This window comes from Prosthecobacter sp. (assembly GCF_044222345.1).
In the GTDB taxonomy this organism is placed as follows: Bacteria; Verrucomicrobiota; Verrucomicrobiia; order Verrucomicrobiales; family Verrucomicrobiaceae; genus Prosthecobacter.
This window is the reverse complement of record NZ_JBGANL010000003.1, coordinates 128,916-142,971: the sequence shown is the minus strand read 5'-3', so window position 1 is coordinate 142,971 and position 14,056 is coordinate 128,916. Positions and strand designations below refer to the sequence as shown.

The 14,056-nt window shown below is 59.9% G+C and carries 10 protein-coding genes; 5 read left to right on the top strand and 5 right to left on the bottom strand.

Annotation, left to right across the window (positions count from 1 at the left end; translation table 11 throughout):
• The first annotated feature begins 61 nt into the window (after positions 1 to 61).
• The 3 genes from ACILSL_RS03275 (at position 62) to ACILSL_RS03265 (ending at position 1,949) form a co-directional block, all read left to right on the top strand.
• On the top strand, positions 62 to 535 hold the full coding sequence (locus ACILSL_RS03275) for a DUF2127 domain-containing protein (RefSeq protein WP_395730568.1): 474 nt from the start codon (positions 62 to 64) through the stop codon (positions 533 to 535).
• Positions 536 to 853: 318 nt separating this feature from the next.
• Positions 854 to 1,357: a hypothetical protein gene (locus ACILSL_RS03270; RefSeq protein ID WP_395730567.1), complete on the top strand. Its 504-nt coding sequence runs from the start codon at positions 854 to 856 to the stop codon at positions 1,355 to 1,357.
• A gap of 94 nt (positions 1,358 to 1,451) precedes the next feature.
• The gene (locus tag ACILSL_RS03265) at positions 1,452 to 1,949 is read left to right on the top strand and encodes a hypothetical protein (RefSeq protein WP_395730566.1); all 498 of its coding nucleotides are present in this window, start codon (positions 1,452 to 1,454) and stop codon (positions 1,947 to 1,949) included.
• A 12-nt stretch (positions 1,950 to 1,961) separates the two neighbouring features.
• Here the strand turns inward: ACILSL_RS03265 and ACILSL_RS03260 are convergent, their stop codons facing one another.
• Entirely contained in the window at positions 1,962 to 3,134 is a 1,173-nt protein-coding gene (locus tag ACILSL_RS03260) for a substrate-binding domain-containing protein (RefSeq protein ID WP_395730565.1), read from the bottom strand.
• 107 nt (positions 3,135 to 3,241) lie between these two features.
• Here ACILSL_RS03260 and ACILSL_RS03255 point away from each other — a divergent pair, with 107 nt between their 5' ends.
• Both ACILSL_RS03255 and ACILSL_RS03250 read left to right on the top strand, forming a co-directional pair.
• Positions 3,242 to 4,189, top strand: a complete 948-nt coding sequence (locus tag ACILSL_RS03255) for a YHYH protein (RefSeq protein WP_395730564.1) — start codon at positions 3,242 to 3,244, stop codon at positions 4,187 to 4,189.
• 48 nt (positions 4,190 to 4,237) lie between these two features.
• Positions 4,238 to 6,769, top strand: a complete 2,532-nt coding sequence (locus ACILSL_RS03250; protein ID WP_395730563.1) for a DEAD/DEAH box helicase — start codon at positions 4,238 to 4,240, stop codon at positions 6,767 to 6,769.
• Between the two features lie 81 nt (positions 6,770 to 6,850).
• Here the strand turns inward: ACILSL_RS03250 and ACILSL_RS03245 are convergent, their stop codons facing one another.
• From ACILSL_RS03245 to ACILSL_RS03230, 4 genes are read right to left on the bottom strand one after another with little or no spacing between them, the layout of a single operon-like run.
• Positions 6,851 to 9,043: a molybdopterin oxidoreductase family protein gene (locus ACILSL_RS03245; protein WP_395730562.1), complete on the bottom strand. Its 2,193-nt coding sequence runs from the start codon at positions 9,041 to 9,043 to the stop codon at positions 6,851 to 6,853.
• A 2-nt stretch (positions 9,044 to 9,045) separates the two neighbouring features.
• Positions 9,046 to 10,635, bottom strand: a complete 1,590-nt coding sequence (locus ACILSL_RS03240; protein ID WP_395730561.1) for a DmsC/YnfH family molybdoenzyme membrane anchor subunit — start codon at positions 10,633 to 10,635, stop codon at positions 9,046 to 9,048.
• Positions 10,632 to 12,380: a NirA family protein gene (locus ACILSL_RS03235; protein WP_395730560.1), complete on the bottom strand. Its 1,749-nt coding sequence runs from the start codon at positions 12,378 to 12,380 to the stop codon at positions 10,632 to 10,634. The genes ACILSL_RS03240 and ACILSL_RS03235 overlap by 4 nt, the downstream gene beginning before the upstream one ends.
• Positions 12,370 to 14,031: a sulfite reductase flavoprotein subunit alpha gene (locus ACILSL_RS03230; protein WP_395730559.1), complete on the bottom strand. Its 1,662-nt coding sequence runs from the start codon at positions 14,029 to 14,031 to the stop codon at positions 12,370 to 12,372. Before ACILSL_RS03230 ends, ACILSL_RS03235 begins: the two co-directional genes overlap by 11 nt.
• Positions 14,032 to 14,056 lie beyond the last annotated feature (25 nt).

The window sequence follows — 14,056 nt, the reverse complement described above, 5'->3', positions numbered from 1 at the left end:
CTGAGGCCACAATAAGGGTGCTTTCCCATTGCCGCGCCCCGGCATCCGAACATCCTCCAGCATGACCTCCTCCGGCCTGCGCAAAAGTCTCGATGTGGTGGCTGCCATCGAAGCGGCCAAAGGAACGATCGTGCTGCTGGCGGGTTTTGGGCTGCTGGGCCTGCTGCACCGGGATCTGCACGTTTGGAGCAGCGAGATCGTGGAACATCTGCATCTCAATCCAGCCCGGAAGTATCCCCACATCTTCATTGATCTGATGTCCTCCCTCAATGACCGCCGCCTGTGGCTGATGGCCGGCATGGCGCTGCTCTATTCCACCATTCGTTTTGCGGAGGCCTACGGGCTGTGGAAGCAAAAAATCTGGGCCGAATGGCTGGCCCTGGTGGGCGGCTGCATCTACCTGCCTCCCGAGGCTTATGCGATCTATCAGAAAGCCACCGTCATCCATGTGTCCGCTCTGGTGGTCAATCTGGTGATCGTGCTGCTGGTGGCCAAGGTCCTGCTGCAAAAGCGTAAAACAAAGCAGACACAATAAGCGGGCAGCCCTCCTTATTATTGAAGGAAAGCCGTCTTTCTTGCGAATGTTTTACATCGTTCTGACACATCTTCTTCAAGATGTGGGAATCTCACACCAGACAACGAGAGCGGAGCAAGACCGCCAGTCTCAATTTTCAGATAGTGGTTCCTGCATGGCTGTTGGTACGCACTTCAAAGAACCGGGGTGGATCGAGTGATCCACCCCGTTTTTTTGCGCTTTCTCACTCAAATTCAAAAAGATAAGGGATTCCGCTTGCTAGCAAATCACCAGCACACACCTGTGCAGCCTGTCGCGCCGTGCGCCACATTCCAACCCATGAAAAACACCCTCATCGCCGCCATCCTCTTGCTCACCCTTTTCCCTGCCCTGGCTCCTGCCGGCACGGTCAAACTTCCGGAGGACAAGCCGGCGATGACTGTGAGCATTCCTGACTCCTGGGAGCCTGAGGAATCGGATGACGGCATCCTCGCTGAATCCCCTGACAATGTGGCCACGATCTACCTCGAAGTGGTGGCCGACGAGAAGCAGATGGACAGCGTGATCGAAGAAAGCCTCAAATGGCTGACCGAAGATCATGAAGTGAAGGTGGCCGCCGACACCAAGGAAACGAAAGATTTTGAAGACTCCGGCCGCAAGTGGAGCCGAATCTCCTGGAGTGGCGAAAGCAAGGAGTGGGGCCCGGCCGTGATCGGCTTCCTCTTCACCGAAGTGGGAGACGGCAAGGTGCTGACCATCACCTACTGGATCTCCAAGAAAGACAGCGAGAAGAGCCTGGAAACCCTGGGCAAGATCTTCTCCAGCGTGAAGTCCGTTCCTTAACCCGGCACTGAATTCCTCAAGGCGCGTCCGATCCTTCGGGCGCGCCTTTTTTCTTGCCCTCGCAACCCGCGTTCTGATAAGCAGGCCTTCTCTCATGAGCAAAGAATTTGGCAATACATGGAAGGAAGTCCGGGGCGCGCTGATCGCCGGTCTGATCATTGGGCTGGTGATCGCTGCGGCGGTGGGCGGCATGAACTACCATCAGGGCAGGCCGCTGGATCTGAAAATGCTGATGGTGCTCTTTCTGAGCATCGCTCTGGTGATTCCCCTGTTTGTGCTGCCAACCCTGCTCTTTTCCATTCGCATCGAAGACGGCATCATCTCCCACTGGCTCTGCCGCCGCAGGAAGCTCGCTGAAGGCCGCGTGGAAGATCTGACGAAAGTGGAAATTGCCGTGGGCAGCGGTGCGAAGTTTTACTTTGCCAGCCAGAAACCCATCTCCTTCATGGGGGCTGATCTGATGATCCTGCAGGCGATGTGCCTGCACATCATGGAACTGCGTCCGGACTTTGATCACTTCGTCTTCGGCCCCCGTGCCGCGATGATTCTCAAGACCGTGAAGCTGTTTCAGGCGAAGCAACAAGGCTCATAAGTACTTTGCACCTCACACAGCGCGCTGCCGACGAAACTCTCCCGGCGTCATGCCCGCGCGCTTCCGAAAGGCCTCGGCCATGTACTGCGGATGCGTGAAGCCGCAACGGACGGCGATGGCATCGAGCGTGAGATCGGTCTGGGTGAGCAGTTTCTCCACCGCTCCAAAGCGGATGCGGTTGATCTCCTCCCCGGGACTTCGACCAATAAGCGCCTTCATGCGGCGTTCCAGCACACTGCGTGAGAGCGCCGTCTCACGTGCAACCCGAGTCACATCAATCTGCTCCGTGGCATGCTGGCGGATGAAGCGCAGCGCGGCGGAGATGCGCGGATCTTCCACGGCGACGATGTCGCTGGACTGGCGCACGACGATGTCTCCCGGAGCCAGCAAATGCTTTTCAGCGGGCTTGGGGACGCGCTCTTTGGACATCCACTCATCGAGAATGCGTGCGGCTTCATACCCCACGGCCTGCCCGCGCAGGCGCACGCTGGAAAGCGGTGGGGATGCGGTGTCGCAGAGCATGTTGTCATTTTCCGCTCCGACCACCGCCACCTCCTCCGGGACGGCGATGCCTGCCCGCCGCGCGGCATCCAGCAGCCAGAAGCCGAGCTGGTCGTTCACGGCAAAGACGCCCACGGGCTTCTCCAAAGACGTGAGCCATTCGGACAAAGCGCGCTGGTGCTCGTCCCAGCGCAGGCGGCGGCTGGATTTGAACACGGCGCAGTCGAAGCCATGAGCACGCAGCGTTTGCACAAAGAACTCGCAGCGCTCCTCGAAGAAGGCCTCGGCGGTGTCCAGGTAGCAGGCGAAGCGCTGGAAACCTCGATTGCGCAGATGCTCAGCCACCCGCGTGCCGACGATGCGGTTGTCCATTCCCACGAAGGGAAACGAATGCGGCAGCACCGTGGTGCGGAGCTCGATCACGGGCAGCTTCGTGGCCTTGAGCTGGCGCAGCATCGCGGCATCGACGGTACGGGAGAGAATGCCGTCTCCGGGCCAGTCTTTGAGCCAGTCAGGGAAACGGCTGTGCAGATCGCGCGGCTCCAGATACAGCGACCAGGGGCCGTGCTCCGCCACATAACGCCGGATGCCGCGCACGATGTCACGCCCATAGGACCGCGAGGTATCGACGAGAACGGCGACCTGCGGGATGCGGGCGGGGTTGGAACGAGGAGCCTTTGGCATGACAGGATGCAAACCGGAATCCGTGGCAGGACGCAAGCGGGAATCGAGAGAACCCGTGGCAGATTATTTTTGTAACGAAACCGCGCCTGTGAGGTTATCTCCCCAACATGAGATTTTCCCGCCTCTCAGCCTCTCCTGCCATGCTGATCAAAGTGATCAGCACCGTAGTTGTGACCGCCAGCCTCGCAGCTTCATCAAAGCTGCCGCCGAACGAGGTGAAAATCACCACGGATGACAACTATCGCCGCATCCAGGCCAATGGCATTCCCGATCACACGCCTGGCCAGTTCCCCAACCGGCACAATCCGAATGTGATCGCGCCGCAGAGCTACGACTACAAGGTGCCGCTGCATCCGAAGCTCGCGGAAAAGCCGGTGCCTTTTCACATGCAGCCCTTCGGCATCGCGGTGAACGGCGTCGTGTTTGATCCCTTTGCCGCTGAGTGGTGGCAGGGCAATCCGGCGAGCGGCTGGCAATACGAGCCTCATGGCGGAGCGATTGATCTCGGGCTTGATTCCAGCAATGCGCATGTGCAGCCCAACGGGGCCTATCACTACCATGGCATCCCCAATGGCATGATCGAAAAGATCGCAGGCGACAAGCCGCAGGTGGTGCTCGTCGGCTGGGCGGCGGATGGTTTCCCCATTTATGGCCCCTGGGGCTACAGCACGGCGCAGGATGGCGACAGCGCTTTGAAGAAGCTTGATTCCAGCTATGCCATCAAGGCAGGCACCCGCCCCGCAGGCTCTCCCGGCGGCAAGTATGACGGAGCCTTTGTGCAGGACTATGAATACATCGAAGGCAGCGGCGACCTGGATGCCAGCAACGGCCGCTTTGGAGTGACTCCCGAATTTCCCAAGGGCACCTACTATTACGTGCTCACGAATGAGTATCCCTACGTGCCACGCCAGTTTGCCGGCACGCCGGATGCCAGTTTCGCACGGCGTGGCCCACCCGGCGGCGGTTTCGGTCCGCCCGGACGCGGCAGGCGTGGTGGCCCGGGAGGCCGCCCCGGCATGCGCCCACCTCCCGGTTTCGGCCCGCCCCCGTTTTGATCTCGTCAGGCGGTTGCATGCGTGAGGGTCACAGGCGATGTGCAAGAAATGACCGACCACCCGCTGCTGCGCCGACTGCCCAAATCCACCGACTGCTCCAATGACGAGTTGCTGGCGGGATTTCTCGACTATGTGGCGGAGAAAAAGCTGGAACTCTACCCCGCGCAGGAGGAGGCGATTCTGGAGTTGTTTGATGATCGCAATGTGATCCTCAACACCCCCACCGGCTCGGGCAAATCGCTGGTGGCACTGGCCATGCACTTCCGCTCCCTGGCCAAGGGGCGGCGCTCCGTTTACACCTGCCCGATCAAGGCGCTGGTGAATGAGAAATTTCTGGCGCTGTGCCGAGACTTTGGCCCTGACAACGTGGGCATGGCGACGGGTGATGCCACGGTGAACCGCAGCGCGCCCATCCTCTGCTGCACAGCGGAGATCCTGTCCAACTACGCGCTGCGAGATGGCGGCAAGGCTCCCTTCCGCGAGGTGATCATGGACGAGTTTCACTACTACTCGGACCGTGAGCGCGGCGTGGCCTGGCAGGTGCCGCTTCTGACGATGAGCGACTCGCGCTTTCTGCTGATGTCCGCCACGATGGGTGGCTCCGACTTTTTCAAAGAGAAGCTCACCAACCTGACCAAGGCGGAGACTACCGTGGTGGCCGCCTATGAGCGCCCCGTGCCGCTGGAGTTCAGCTACGCGCAGACGTCCGTGGATGTGACGCTGCAGGATCTCGTGGCGGCCAACAAAGCGCCGGTCTATCTGGTGCACTTCACGCAGAACGAAGCCGCGCAGGCAGCGCAGGATTTGATGAGCCTGAACTTCAGCACCACGGCAGAAAAGGCAGCGATCAAGGAGGCGCTGCAAGGCGCGAAGTTCACCAGTCCCTATGGCAAGGAAGTGAAGAAGTATCTCAGCCATGGCATCGGCATTCATCATGCCGGCCTGCTGCCCAAGTATCGTGTGCTGGTGGAGAAGCTGGCGCAGCGCGGATTGCTGAAGGTCATCAGCGGCACTGACACTCTGGGCGTCGGCGTGAATGTACCCATCCGCACCGTGCTGCTAACGCGCCTGAGCAAGTATGGCGGCGAGAAGGTGGCGACGCTGAGCGCGCGCGATTTCCACCAGATCACCGGGCGTGCCGGACGTCGTGGGTATGACGACGTGGGCTACGTCGTCTGCCAGGCTCCGGAGCACGTGGTGGAGAATGCGAAGATGGAGGCCAAGGCCGCCGGCGATGTGAAGAAGATGCGCAAGATGGTGAAGAAGAAGCCCCCCGAGGGTTTTGTAGGCTGGAATGAAGACACCTTCAAAAAGCTGCAAACCGCCGCGCCCGAGCCGCTGGCCTCGCGTTTTCAAGTTTCGCATGGCATGCTGCTGCAGGTGCTCAGCCGCAAGGGCGATGCCTGTGCCGCAATGCGCCAGCTCATTGCCGACTCGCATGAAACCACCAATGCCAAGAAGCAGCACGAGAAGCGCGCGTGGCAGTTGTTCCGCGCGCTCGTGCAGCGCAAGATCATCGAGATCATCCCCACCGCGCAGCGACCCGAGGACGGCACCAAGCTGCGGCTCAATGTGGAGCTGCAGGAGGATTTCTCGCTGAACTACACGCTCTCGCTCTACCTCATCGACACGCTCGCGCTCATTGATCCCGCCTCGCCCACGTATGCGGCGGATGTCATGACGCTGTGCGAATCCATCCTCGAAAATCCGGACATCATCCTGCGCCGTCAGCTCGATCAGGTGAAGGACGAGGCCATGGTGGCGATGAAGAACGAAGGCGTGCCGTTTGAAGAACGCATCGCCAAGCTCGAAGAACTCGAATACCCGAAACCCTGCCGCGACTTCATCTACAGCACCTTCAACGCCTTCAGCGACGCGCATCCATGGATTGGCCAGGAGAACATCCGCCCCAAGAGCATCGCCCGCGAGATGTTCGAGAACTTCCGCACCTTCAGCGACTACATCAACGACTACGACCTGCACCGCGCCGAAGGCGTGCTGCTGCGGCATCTCTCCGGCGTGCACAAGGTGCTGGCACAGACCGTGCCTGAGAACTTCAAAACCGAGCCCGTGCAGGAAATGGAGGCATGGATCGCCGGGGTACTGCGCGGCACGGATTCCAGCCTGCTGGATGAATGGGAGCGCATGCGCGACCCTAACTTCAAGCCTGATGAACAGGAGGAAAAGCCCGCCGAAGCCCCGGACATCACGCGCAACAAACGCGAATTCACCGCGCTCATTCGCACCGAGATCTTCCGCTTCCTGCGCCCTCTTTCCGTGGAAAACTACGCCGCGGCAGTCAGCACCGTCAGCGGAGCATGGACCGCTGATTCATTGGCCGCCCTCATGGAACCGTATTACACCGAGCATGAGCGCATCCGCCTCGACAATGAAGCCCGCAACGGCCGCCACACCTACGTGGAACCGAGTGAGGACAATGCCTCCTGGCGCGTCTGCCAGGTGCTGATTGATCCGGAAGAACTCAACGACTGGCAGGCAGAGTTTACTGTCGATCTGGCGCAGGCACGGGAGAACGGAAAGCCTGCGTTGGTGCTGACGAAGATCAGAAAGATTGAGTGATAAGTGATGTGGGCACTCTTGCCCGCAATTCGAGCAACCTAGGACGTTCGTTGCAGGCAAGAGTGCCCGCATCACTTGGGACTACTTTTCCACCCGCACCGCCGAGTGCTTGTAACTCGGCTGGCGGCTATGCGGATCAAACGAAGCATGCGTGAGCTGATTCACCCGGTTGTCATGCATGGGCAGAAACACCTCACCAGGGGAGACACAGTTCGTCAGGCGTGCCTTGGCGGTGAGTTCAGCGCGCTTCGAAATCACACGCACGTGCATGCCATCACGGATGCCGAGCCGGGTCGCATCCAGCGGATTCAGATCCAGCATGAGCTCTTCAGGAATCATCTTCGCCAGCACGGCAGACTTCCCGGTGCGTGTCTCCGTATGCCACTGCGCGCTGGTGCCGCGCCCGGTGATGAGAATCAACGGATACTCGTTGCTGCGCTGTTCCGACGCGGCCTCCGGCGCATCAAAGACAAACTTCGCCCTCTTGTCCGGGTTGAAAAACTGGCCGTCCTCAAACAACCGCCTCTCCTTCCAGCTTGAAGCTTCAAACTTGGAGCTTTGAGCTCTGGGAAGCGGCCACTGCACACCGCCGGATTTACGCAGCATCTCATGCCCATTGATGCCCGTGATGTCACAGGGCTGGTCTTCCGTGCAGCGCTGCAGCACGCGAAAGACCGCCTCCGGGCTGCTCCAGCCACGAAACAAATCATCACAGCCCCAATAATGGGCGATGAGGCGAAAGATGTGGAAATCCGCCAGCGCCTGCCCCGGCGCACGATAGACTTTGGGACTGTAGCCGATGCGGCGCTCACTGTTGATGAAGCAGCCCTCTTTTTCCCCCCAGCCTGCGGCTGGCAGCACCAGATGCGCACGCTTCGCCGTTTCAGTCGTGCAGTACATGTCCTGCACCACCACGAAGTCCAGCTTGTCGAGAATGCGGTTGATCTCGTTTTGATCAATCCACGAGTGGCTGGGATTGGTGGCCACAAACCACAGCGCCTTCACCTTGCCTTCGTCAGCCGCCTTGAGGATCTGATCATACGCCAGGCTTGGCCGGTCAGGAATGCGCTCCAAGGGAATGCCAGCAGCCGCGGCGACTTTCTCGCGATGCCGTGGATTGCGAAAATCATGCCCTCCCAGCAGGCTTGTGGTGTTGGAGAACAGGCGTGAGCCCATGGCATTGCACTGGCCCGTGATCGAATTGGCCCCGGTGCCGGGCTTGCCTATGTTCCCCGTCATCAAGGCCAGATTGATGATCGCCTGCGCAGTGCGAGTGGCTTGATGCCCTTGGTTCACTCCCATCGTCCACCAGAATGAAACACGCGGTGTTCCGGAGATGATGGTCTGGGCAAAATGAACGAGGCGATGCACGCTAATGCCCGTCTCCTGCGAGACGCGCGCCGGATGGAAGTCCGAGAGAAAGCTCTGGAAGTCCTCGAATCTGCTGGTGTGCTGCTCCACGAAGGAAGTGTCCACGCCGCCGTCGCGGATGATGAGATGGGCGAGTCCGTAGAGCAGCGTGAGATCGCTTTTGGGTTTGATGGCATAATGCTGAGTGGCGGCCATGGCTGTCTCCGTGGTGCGGGGATCAACGACGATGATCTCCGGCTGGCGTTTGTTCCGCAGCACGCGCTGCCACATGATGGGATGCGCGATGCACGGGTTTGCCCCGATGAAGACGAGCACATCGCTTTCTTCAAAGTCGGCATACGTGAACGGCGGCGCATCAAAGCCAAAGCTCTCCTTGTAGGCGGTAACAGCAGTGGCCATGCACTGGCGCGTGTTGCCATCTCCATGGATCATGCCCATGCCAAACTTTGCCAGAGCGCCGAGAAAGGCCATCTCCTCAAACATGATCTGACCGGTGCTGAGAAACGCAGCCGCTTCGGGCCCATGCTGATCGAGAATCCCGCGCATCTTGTCGCAGAAGTAGCGAAGAGCCGTGTCCCAATCGACCTCCTTGCCATGCAGCAGAGGCATTTTGGCACGATCCGGCGAGTCCAGCACACTCAGCGCCTCCCAGCCCTTGGGACAGGCGGCACCGAGGTTGACCGGATAGTCGGGGTCCGGTGTGAGATTGACCGCTGCACCGTCCTTCAGGTGGACTTTAAGCCCGCAGCCGGTGGAGCAAAAGCCACAGATCGCGGTTGTCGTCGCATCCGGCAGCAGATGGGATGGCACCTGCCCCAGACCAAATCTGGCGGGCTCACGCACAAGATCGGCCGTGAGCGGACCGTCCCATTCGCGCAGAGTCATGGCAGGCAGTTTTTTCATGGTCAGTTCCCCGGCATTTTAGAGCCTGCCGCAGCGGTAAAAAAATAAAGGCGTTCGATCAACTGGCTGCCAAAGGTCAGCAGCAGCGACAAGCTCAACATCCAAAGCGCCGAGGCCCCGGCGGCGATCATGACAGGGATCAGCAAACCGGTGGCGATAAGCAGCAGCCCCCGTGCCTCGATTTGCTTCGAGAGATGTTTCTGCAACACGCGCGCTGATTTGTGCCAGGCGCAGTTCTCATCAGCCAATGCCCGCCGGTATCCCGAAATTTCCCAGAGCGACAAAACCCACCGACACAGCAGAGTGGACGCTATGGCCCATCCGGCATGAGTCATGCCGCACCAGCTCCAAATGACAGCGCACATGGAGGAACCCAGCAGCAGCATGGTGCCGAGGAACTTGACCGTCACATTCGTCAGAGACCAGAACGGCCTGCGCGTGTCCACATAGACCATCACCGAGCACCACACGGCGACCGCGGCCGCCGCCGCAGTCCCCGCCACCGCCAGCCGCATCCACTCCATGCTGCCCAGCCACCAAGTTGCAAAGATGGCCTGACCGCCCACGGGCAATGCTCCGAAGGCCATGATCTCGCGTGAGAGCCAGGATTTGCGCCAGCCAAGAAAGGCTCTCCAGGCCTTCAGTGGCTGCCCGAGGTGCAGCGTGCTCAAAGCCACCCCCGCCAAACCCACACCGAGGGCTGCTCCGCTGGTCAAGGCGGCCTGTTGCAAGGTCATCAAATTCATCCACATGGCGATGGCGCAGCCTATGAAACCACCGGCACTCATTTGTGTGAGCACGAGCATCCATGAGAGCGGATCATGCCCATGATCCAGATCCAGCCGCCCGGCATCCGCAGGTCTGGCGGTTGCGGGCACAGGCTGGGAGGAAACGTAGGTCGTCGTGGGCCGCGTGTAGCTGGAATCAAACGCACCCGTGATGATGCTGCCACGATCTGGCACGGCATCGAGTTTCACGACCTTGATTTGAATGGCTTCATTGGGGCAGGACTGGACGCAGGCAGGTGCCTCACCTTCCGCGAGGCGGCCCTGGCACATGTCGCATTTCCGCACGATGCCGCGCTTCAGATTGAACTTTGGCACCTCATACGGGCACTTCAAAATGCAATAGCTGCAGCCGATGCACTGGTCATCCAGATGCCTCACGATGCCTGTGACGGCGTCCTTGTCATAGGCCAGCACCGGGCAGCCTTCCGCACAGGCGGGCTCCGCGCAGTGATGGCAGGCGGTGGTGACGGTTTGCAGATACGGCTGCTTCCGTGTGCCAACGAGCAGGCCCATGTCGCGCCAGCTTTCGCCGTCATCAAGTCCGTTCAGGGAATGACAGGCCGCCACGCAGGCTTTGCAGCCGGTGCAGGCGTCCAGGTTGACCTCAAACGCATACTGCTCCCCGGGATTCGGTTTGCTCAGAGGAATGAGATGCGTGAAGCGCTCGCGCACTGATCTGGCATCGTATTCGTCGGAGAAGAGAGCGACAGGCGTGCGCAGCGTCTGCTGATCGCGGAGCGCCGCGTCGATGATGCTGACGGCAGAGCCGCCAGCTGAGATCGAACGCTCCAGGTCGCAAATCATGACTCAGAGCTGAACACCTCCTGCAGCTGACCCACCGTGTGCCGATTGCAGAAGGCATGAAAAGTTTCTTCAGCGGCACGCTTGTCCAGATAGCCTTTGAGCATCGCCTCCAGGGTGGAGCCGAGAGATTCAAAAGCCACGCCGCTGAAGATCTGACGGCCAATCTTGCGATTCTCACCAAACCCACCGCCCACGGTGATGTGGTACCCCTCCCCGCTTTCGGATTTCACCTTGGTGCCGAGCAGGCCGATGTCCCCCATGAAATGCTGGGCGCAGGAGTGGGCGCAGCCGGTGAAGTGAATGTTCACGGGCTTGTCGAGCTTCACGCGCTTGTCGAGATACTCCATCATCGCAATGGCGTGCCCCTTGGTGTCGCTGGCAGCGAACTTGCAGTACTTGTTGCCGGTGCAGGCCACAAAGCCGCTCTTGAGATTCGACTGCTCACTTGGAAAGCCCAGCTTCTTCAAGGACTTTGCCACAGTGGCGGCATAGGCCGTCTGCACGTTCGGAATGATGAAGTTCTGCCAGACGGTGAGCCGGATTTCTCCTGAGCCATAGCTGTCCGCCAGATCCGCAATGCGATCGAGCTGCTTCGCAGTCATTTGACCGACAGGAACGCTGGCACCGATGTAAACCAGGCCGTCCTGCTTCTGTGGAAACGTGCCGACATGTGAATGGCCCTGCTGGGAAAACTCCCGCTTCGCCTGGCACGGCGCCGTGGGCGCAAGACGGGTGAGTTTGAACTTCAGAAGTTTCTCAGCTTCGACCAGCACACCATCCAATCCTTTGTCCTCAATGACATACTTGAAGCGTGCCTTCTTGCGGTTCGTCCGATCACCGAACTGGATGAAGACCCGCAGCAGCGCGACCATGACGTCATTGAGCTGCTCGGGCTTTACGATGACACCCCAGTCACTGGCAAAAGTCTGATGCCCGGTGACACCGCCGAGAGCGATGCGGAAATACACACCGGGCTCGATGCCTTCACTGTTCTCACCGATCTTCACCGCGCTGGCACCGATGTCGTTGGTGTCTTCCACCGCCGAGATGAGTCCACCGCCGTCATAGGCGATGTTGAACTTGCGCGGCAGATCGTAAAACTCCTTGGAGGCGATGATGAGAGTGGCGAGTTCATTGACCAGCGGACGCACATCGATGAGCTCATACGGATCATAGCCCGCGCATGGGTTCATGGTGATGTTGCGGATGTTGTCCGCACCCGCACCTTTGGAGTGCAGGCCGCAGCCCTGGATGCGGCGCAGCACTTCGGGACAGTTTTTCGGCTCGATGAGGCGAATCTGAAAATTGTTCCGCGTGGTGATCTGAATGTACCCTGTGGTGAGCTCCCGGGCGATGGCGGCCAGTTCGCGCAATTGGTAGCTCTTCACGATGCCGCCGGGAATGCGCAGCCGGCACATGTAGCCGTCCTTCACGGGATTGAGCCAGAAGAGACCATTCCACTTGTAGCGAAATACCGACTCCGGCTCGGGCTTGGAATTCCACCGGGCATCCATGACGAGCTGCTCGATGGCATCAAAGGGATGCAGTTCCCGCTTGATGCGCTCCTCCTTGGTCAGGTCGTCCAAGGCTGCTCCGGAAGACGCAGCTGCGGGCGCAGGTGCGAGGTCGCCAAAGGAGACTCCGCCCGCGGCAATGCCGGCAAAAAATCCTTCGAGGTAGCGCTTCTGCTCGCTGGAAAAATCGGTGTTCACCGGCAGTGCGGCTGGAGGTGGTTCAATAGACATCGCGCGCATAGCGTTTCTCCTTTTTCATTTGGTTGACGTAGGCGGCGGCCTCCTCGGCCGTTTTGCCACCAGCGGTTTGGATGATGCTGTGCAGCGCATCATCGACATCTTTGGCCATGCGTTTGGCATCACCACACACATAGAAGTGAGCGCCCTCCTCCAGCCATTGCCAGAGTTCCGCGGCGGCCTGCAGCATGCGGGTCTGCACGTAGATCTTTTCTTCCTGATCGCGGCTGAATGCGGTGTCCAGCCGTGTGAGGTGCCCTCTTTGCACCCAGTCAATGATCTGGTCGTGGTAGAGGAAGTCGCTGGCGCGCTTTTGATCGCCAAAGAACAGCCAGTTTTTTCCCGAAGCCTGCGTTGCCTCGCGCTCTTCGAGGAAGGCACGGAATGGCGCGATGCCGGTGCCCGGCCCGACCATGATGACGGGTCTCGTGAGATCTGCCGGCAGACGGAAATGATTGGCCGCGTGGAAGTAGATGCCCGTGGTCTCCTCGAGTGGCAGACGATCCGCAAGGAAGGTGGAAGCCACGCCTTTGTGAGCCACGCCATCGGTGCTGTAGCGGACCGCCGCGATGCAGAGATGGACTTCATTCTCATGCTTCTTAATGCTGGATGCGATGGAGTAGAGGCGAGGCTGCAGCTTGCGCAGATTTTCCACGAACACCGCGAGCGACAGACTGGCTTCCTCGCTCTTTCCATAGAGGCTTCTCACTTCGTAGTGCTTGATGAGCGCCTCCCTCAGCGGAGCACTGCCGCCGTCAGGAAGCGCCACCACCGCCTGCGGATCAAAGGCGTGCGCAGCGATGACCGCATCAACCACTTCCGGGCAGTTTTGCACAAATACGCCCAGCGCATCTCCGACCTCATAGGTCAGGTCGCTGCCCGCGAGCGAGAATGCAATGTGCCGGGTGTCTTTGCTGCTGCCTCGACTATTCAGAGGCACGTTGGCAATGAGCTTGGCTGGGAACGGCCTCTTTTTGCTGTAGCCTGCGTCCGCCTCCTCTGCGTCCGCCTCCTCTGCGTCCGCCTCCTCTGCGGGCGCAACGAATGCGGCCGATGCCGCTGCCGAATCTCCGCTCAAGACCGTGAAAGCATTGGTGCTCCATTTCTTCGCCAGCTCGTCAAACTCCACATCACAATCGACGCGGTCCACAATGCGCTTCGCTCCCAGTTCGGCGAGGCGTGTGTCGAGCTTCTTGCCAGCCAGGCAGAAAGTATCCCCGTAATTTTTATCCCCCAGAGCGAGAATGCTGTATTGCACGCCATCCAGCTTCGGGCTGCTGCCATTTTGATTGAGGCTGTCCCAGAAAGACACGGCGTTGTCTGGCATGTCCCCCTCCCCCCAGGTGCTGGTGATGAGAAGGACGTTTTGCTCTTTGATGAGATCGGCGGGTTGCAGCGAGTCGAGGCCCGCAGCGCGCGCTGCGAAGCCCCGACCCGATGCTTCCCTGGCCAGCCGCTTGGCCAAACTTTCCGCATTGCCGCTCTGGCTGCCGAAGGCGATGAGGAGCGGGGTGGCCGCCTTTTGCGGCGAAGACACGGCGGCTGCGGAGCCGCGATTGAGAACACCGGCGAGGAAGCCATTGAGCCAGGCTCGCTGCTCGGTGGAGAAGGGTGCGTTGTCAGGAATGACGGGGACTGAGTTCATGTTAGCGGCGGTGGGGGGAATTGAA

What these genes read in the sequence shown, in the direction of transcription:
- ACILSL_RS03275 (WP_395730568.1), top strand. Translation starts at nt 62, where the DNA reads ATGACCTCCTCCGGCCTGCGCAAAAGTCTCGATGTGGTGGCTGCCATC.
- ACILSL_RS03270 (WP_395730567.1), top strand. Translation starts at nt 854, where the DNA reads ATGAAAAACACCCTCATCGCCGCCATCCTCTTGCTCACCCTTTTCCCT.
- ACILSL_RS03265 (WP_395730566.1), top strand. Translation starts at nt 1,452, where the DNA reads ATGAGCAAAGAATTTGGCAATACATGGAAGGAAGTCCGGGGCGCGCTG.
- ACILSL_RS03260 (WP_395730565.1), bottom strand. Translation starts at nt 3,134, where the DNA reads ATGCCAAAGGCTCCTCGTTCCAACCCCGCCCGCATCCCGCAGGTCGCC.
- ACILSL_RS03255 (WP_395730564.1), top strand. Translation starts at nt 3,242, where the DNA reads ATGAGATTTTCCCGCCTCTCAGCCTCTCCTGCCATGCTGATCAAAGTG.
- ACILSL_RS03250 (WP_395730563.1), top strand. Translation starts at nt 4,238, where the DNA reads ATGACCGACCACCCGCTGCTGCGCCGACTGCCCAAATCCACCGACTGC.
- ACILSL_RS03245 (WP_395730562.1), bottom strand. Translation starts at nt 9,043, where the DNA reads ATGAAAAAACTGCCTGCCATGACTCTGCGCGAATGGGACGGTCCGCTC.
- ACILSL_RS03240 (WP_395730561.1), bottom strand. Translation starts at nt 10,635, where the DNA reads ATGATTTGCGACCTGGAGCGTTCGATCTCAGCTGGCGGCTCTGCCGTC.
- ACILSL_RS03235 (WP_395730560.1), bottom strand. Translation starts at nt 12,380, where the DNA reads ATGTCTATTGAACCACCTCCAGCCGCACTGCCGGTGAACACCGATTTT.
- ACILSL_RS03230 (WP_395730559.1), bottom strand. Translation starts at nt 14,031, where the DNA reads ATGAACTCAGTCCCCGTCATTCCTGACAACGCACCCTTCTCCACCGAG.